Source organism: Pseudonocardia humida (assembly GCF_023898865.1).
Taxonomy (GTDB): Bacteria; Actinomycetota; Actinomycetes; order Mycobacteriales; family Pseudonocardiaceae; genus Pseudonocardia; species Pseudonocardia humida.
In genome coordinates this window covers 1-5,384 of record NZ_JAGSOV010000117.1, presented here as the reverse complement: position 1 = coordinate 5,384, position 5,384 = coordinate 1, and the positions used below count along the sequence as shown (strand labels likewise).

At 57.7% G+C, this 5,384-nt stretch carries 3 rRNA genes; all 3 read left to right on the top strand.

The features are described 5' to 3' along the window. Positions 1-140 precede the first annotated feature (140 nt). Positions 141-1,659, top strand: a 16S ribosomal RNA gene (locus KDL28_RS39980). A 360-nt stretch (positions 1,660-2,019) separates the two neighbouring features. Then, positions 2,020-5,137, top strand: a 23S ribosomal RNA gene (locus tag KDL28_RS39975). 81 nt (positions 5,138-5,218) lie between these two features. After that, positions 5,219-5,335: ribosomal RNA gene (gene rrf, locus KDL28_RS39970) — 5S ribosomal RNA — on the top strand. The 16S, 23S and 5S rRNA genes sit together here, the layout of an rRNA operon. Positions 5,336-5,384: the final 49 nt, after the last annotated feature.

The following is a 5,384-nucleotide window of genomic DNA, read 5'->3' as shown; positions in this document are numbered from 1 at the left end:
GATGGTGTGTGGGTGTCTTTTGAGAACTCAACAGTGTGTCGAGCTATTGTTTTTCTGGTTTTGGTTTTGTGCCAGATATTTGTTCGGCCGAGTGGAGCGCGTACCCCGTGCGTTGGCTTCCTCGGTGGTTTTGCCAGGTTTTGTTGGAGAGTTTGATCCTGGCTCAGGACGAACGCTGGCGGCGTGCTTAACACATGCAAGTCGAGCGGTAAGGCCCTTCGGGGTACACGAGCGGCGAACGGGTGAGTAACACGTGGGTGACCTGCCCCCAACTCTGGGATAAGCCCGGGAAACTGGGTCTAATACCGGATATGACTACATGTCGCATGGTGTGTGGTGGAAAGTTTTTCGGTTGGGGATGGGCCCGCGGCCTATCAGCTTGTTGGTGGGGTGATGGCCTACCAAGGCGACGACGGGTAGCCGGCCTGAGAGGGCGACCGGCCACACTGGGACTGAGACACGGCCCAGACTCCTACGGGAGGCAGCAGTGGGGAATATTGCGCAATGGGCGAAAGCCTGACGCAGCGACGCCGCGTGGGGGATGACGGCCTTCGGGTTGTAAACCTCTTTCGCCAGGGACGAAGCGTGAGTGACGGTACCTGGATAAGAAGCACCGGCCAACTACGTGCCAGCAGCCGCGGTAATACGTAGGGTGCGAGCGTTGTCCGGAATTATTGGGCGTAAAGAGCTCGTAGGCGGTCTGTCGCGTCGGTCGTGAAAACTTGGGGCTTAACCCTGAGCTTGCGGTCGATACGGGCATGACTGGAGTTCGGCAGGGGAGACTGGAATTCCTGGTGTAGCGGTGAAATGCGCAGATATCAGGAGGAACACCGGTGGCGAAGGCGGGTCTCTGGGCCGATACTGACGCTGAGGAGCGAAAGCGTGGGGAGCGAACAGGATTAGATACCCTGGTAGTCCACGCCGTAAACGGTGGGCGCTAGGTGTGGGGGCCATTCCACGGTCTCTGTGCCGCAGCTAACGCATTAAGCGCCCCGCCTGGGGAGTACGGCCGCAAGGCTAAAACTCAAAGGAATTGACGGGGGCCCGCACAAGCGGCGGAGCATGTGGATTAATTCGATGCAACGCGAAGAACCTTACCTGGGTTTGACATGCGCCAGACGCGTCTAGAGATAGGCGTTCCCTTGTGGTTGGTGTGCAGGTGGTGCATGGCTGTCGTCAGCTCGTGTCGTGAGATGTTGGGTTAAGTCCCGCAACGAGCGCAACCCTCGTTCCATGTTGCCAGCGGGTTATGCCGGGGACTCATGGGAGACTGCCGGGGTCAACTCGGAGGAAGGTGGGGATGACGTCAAGTCATCATGCCCCTTATGTCCAGGGCTTCACACATGCTACAATGGCCAGTACAGAGGGCTGCGAGACCGTGAGGTGGAGCGAATCCCTTAAAGCTGGTCTCAGTTCGGATCGGGGTCTGCAACTCGACCCCGTGAAGTTGGAGTCGCTAGTAATCGCAGATCAGCAACGCTGCGGTGAATACGTTCCCGGGCCTTGTACACACCGCCCGTCACGTCACGAAAGTTGGTAACACCCGAAGCCGACGGCCTAACCCCTTGTGGGAGGGAGTTGTCGAAGGTGGGACTGGCGATTGGGACGAAGTCGTAACAAGGTAGCCGTACCGGAAGGTGCGGCTGGATCACCTCCTTTCTAAGGAGTCTCACCGTGTTGGTGGGATAGACCGGTTCGGTTCGTGGTTCGCCGGCTTCGGTCGGTGGGTGCGGTGGGCTGGTTGTCCTTATCTCTGATTCCATGCTCTCGTGATCGCGTTTCGGCGCGGGTGGAGTGTGGCTGGGTGGAACACGAGACTGATGCAGTCCTGGATGAGCGTGGCTTGGCACACTGTTGGGTCCTGAGGAGACACCTGGTTGGTGTTTTTTCTGGTGGCTGCTCCTGGCCTGGGCCGTCTAACGCATCCCGAAGGTTTCTGGGTGGGTGTGGTGGTGGTCGTGTGGGTTGGGGTGTGGTTGTGTGTTGAGTGTTGCATAGTGGATGCGAGCATCTTGTTGTGGTGAAGTGTGTAAGAGCACATGGTGGATGTCTTGGCATCAGGAGCCGATGAAGGACGTGGGAGGCCGCGATAGTCCTCGGGGAGTTGTCAACCTAGCTGTGATCCGAGGGTGTCCGAATGGGGAAACCCAGCGCCCGTCATGGGGCGTTACCAGCATCTGAATTCATAGGGTGTTGGGGGGAACGTGGGGAAGTGAAACATCTCAGTACCCACAGGAAGAGAAAACAATAGTGATTCCGTGAGTAGTGGCGAGCGAAAGCGGATGTGGCTAAACCGATGCTGTGTCAAGCCGGCAGGCGTTGCAGTGTGGGTGTTGTGGGACCGACCGTATCATTTCTGCCGAGATGGTGAATGTGGTTGTGTGTGTTAGTGGAAGACCTCTGGAAAGGGTCGCCGTAGTGGGTGAGAGCCCCGTACACGAAAACGCATGCGTCATGTTGGGTCGTGTTCCCGAGTAGCAGCGGGCTCGTGGAATCTGCTGTGAATCCGCCGGGACCACCCGGTAAGCCTAAATACTACCTGATGACCGATAGCGGACTAGTACCGTGAGGGAAAGATGAAAAGTACCCCGGGAGGGGAGTGAAATAGTACCTGAAACCGTGTGCTTACAAGCCGTCAGAGCCTCTTCGTGTGGTGATGGCGTGCCTTTTGAAGAATGAGCCTGCGAGTTATGCTTCGTGGCGAGGTTAACCTGTTGTGGGGTAGCCGTAGCGAAAGCGAGTCTGAATAGGGCGTTGTAGTCGCGGGGTGTAGACCCGAAGCGGAGTGATCTACCCATGGCCAGGGTGAAGCGGCTGTAAGAGGTCGTGGAGGCCCGAACCCACCAGGGTTGAAAACCTGGGGGATGAGCTGTGGGTAGGGGTGAAAGGCCAATCAAACTCCGTGATAGCTGGTTCTCCCCGAAATGCATTTAGGTGCAGCGTCGTGTGGTGGGTGCCGGAGGTAGAGCACTGGATGGGCTAGGGGGCCGACAAGCTTACTGAACTCAGCCAAACTCCGAATGCCGGTACTTTTAGCGCGGCAGTGAGACTGCGGGGGATAAGCTTCGTAGTCGAGAGGGAAACAGCCCAGATCACCGGCTAAGGCCCCTAAGCGTGTGCTAAGTGGGAAAGGATGTGGGATCGCCCGGACAACCAGGAGGTTGGCTTAGAAGCAGCCACCCTTTAAAGAGTGCGTAATAGCTCACTGGTCAAGTGGTCCTGCGCCGACAATGTAGCGGGGCTCAAGTGCACCGCCGAAGCCGTGGCAACATCATTGGTAATCCGCTTCCATCTTCGGGTGGTTGTGTAGTTGTGGTGTTGGGTAGGGGAGCGTCATGCATCCGGCGAAGCTCCGGGGTGACCCAGGGGTGGAGGGTGTGTGAGTGAGAATGCAGGCATGAGTAGCGAATGCAGAGTGAGAATCTCTGCCGCCGAATGACCAAGGGTTCCTGGGCCAGGTTGTTCCGCCCAGGGTGAGCCGGGACCTAAGGCGAGGCCGACAGGCGTAGTCGATGGACAACGGGTTGATATTCCCGTGCTCGTGATAGTGCGCCCGTGTCGAGGCCAGGGATGCTGACCATCCGAACCCGCTTACTGACCTTCGGGTTGGTTTGTTGGGGGAGCGTGGGACCCGACCTGGTAGTAGACAAGCGATGGGGTGACGCAGGAGGGTAGCTCCGCCAGGCGTTGGTTGTCCTGGTGCAAGCCTGTAGCCCGAGATCCAGGTAAATCCGGTTCTCGTGAAGGGTGAGAGGTGATGCGTAGCCGATTGAGGCGAAGTAGGGTGATCCCATGCTGCCGAGAAAAGCCTCTAGCGAGTGCTGTTGCGGCCCGTACCCTAAACCGACACAGGTGGTCAGGTAGAGAATACCGAGGCGATCGAGTGAACTGTGGTTAAGGAACTCGGCAAAATACCTCCGTAACTTCGGGAGAAGGAGGACCGTCTGGCTTGAAGCCCTTCGCGGGCTAGGGTTGGGCGGTCGCAGAGACCAGGCCCAAGCGACTGTTTACTAAAAACACAGGTCCGTGCGAAGTCGTAAGACGATGTATACGGACTGACGCCTGCCCGGTGCTGGAACGTTAAGAGGACCTGTTAGTCCCTTCGGGGGCGAAGCGGAGAATTTAAGCGCCAGTAAACGGCGGTGGTAACTATAACCATCCTAAGGTAGCGAAATTCCTTGTCGGGTAAGTTCCGACCTGCACGAATGGCGTAACGACTTGGGCGCTGTCTCGACCACAGACTCGGCGAAATTGCATTACGAGTAAAGATGCTCGTTACGCGCGGCAGGACGGAAAGACCCCGGGACCTTTACTACAGCTTGGTATTGGTGCTCGGTTCGGCTTGTGTAGGATAGGTGGGAGACTGTGAAGCGTTCACGCTAGTGGGTGTGGAGTCGTTCTTGAAATACCACTCTGGTCGAATTGGGTGTCTGAACCTCGGGCCATGATCTGGTTCAGGGACAGTGCCTGGTGGGTAGTTTAACTGGGGCGGTTGCCTCCCAAAGAGTAACGGAGGCGCCCAAAGGTTCCCTCAGCCTGGTTGGCAATCAGGTGTTGAGTGTAAGTGCACAAGGGAGCTTGACTGTGAGACTGACGGGTCGAGCAGGGACGAAAGTCGGGACTAGTGATCCGGCACCACCTGGTGGAAGGGGTGTCGCTCAACGGATAAAAGGTACCCCGGGGATAACAGGCTGATCTTGCCCAAGAGTCCATATCGACGGCATGGTTTGGCACCTCGATGTCGGCTCGTCGCATCCTGGGGCTGGAGTCGGTCCCAAGGGTTGGGCTGTTCGCCCATTAAAGCGGTACGCGAGCTGGGTTTAGAACGTCGTGAGACAGTTCGGTCCCTATCCGCCGCGCGCGTAGGATACTTGAGGAAGGCTGTCCCTAGTACGAGAGGACCGGGACGGACGAACCTCTGGTGTGCCAGTTGTCCCGCCAGGGGCATGGCTGGTTGGCTATGTTCGGAAGGGATAACCGCTGAAGGCATCTAAGCGGGAAGCTCGTTCCAAGATGAGGTATCCCACCACCTTTGCGTGGTTAAGGCCCCCTAGAGACCATGGGGTTGATAGGCCAGAGATGGAAGCCTCGTGAGGGGTGGAGTTGACTGGTACTAATAGGCCGAGGGCTTGACCACAACATTGTTGTTCGCATCCACTGTGTGACCCTGAGCACACAACCACATTCGCAGCTTCTATCTGTTTGTTTGGATAGTGTTGTCGGTGGTTGTGGCGGAGGGGGTACGCCCGGTCCCATTCCGAACCCGGAAGCTAAGCCCTCCAGCGCCGATGGTACTGCACTCGTCAGGGTGTGGGAGAGTAGGTCGCCGCCGACATTCAACATTGGGGCCCGGTTCCGCTATTTGCGGAACCGGGCCCTTTTTT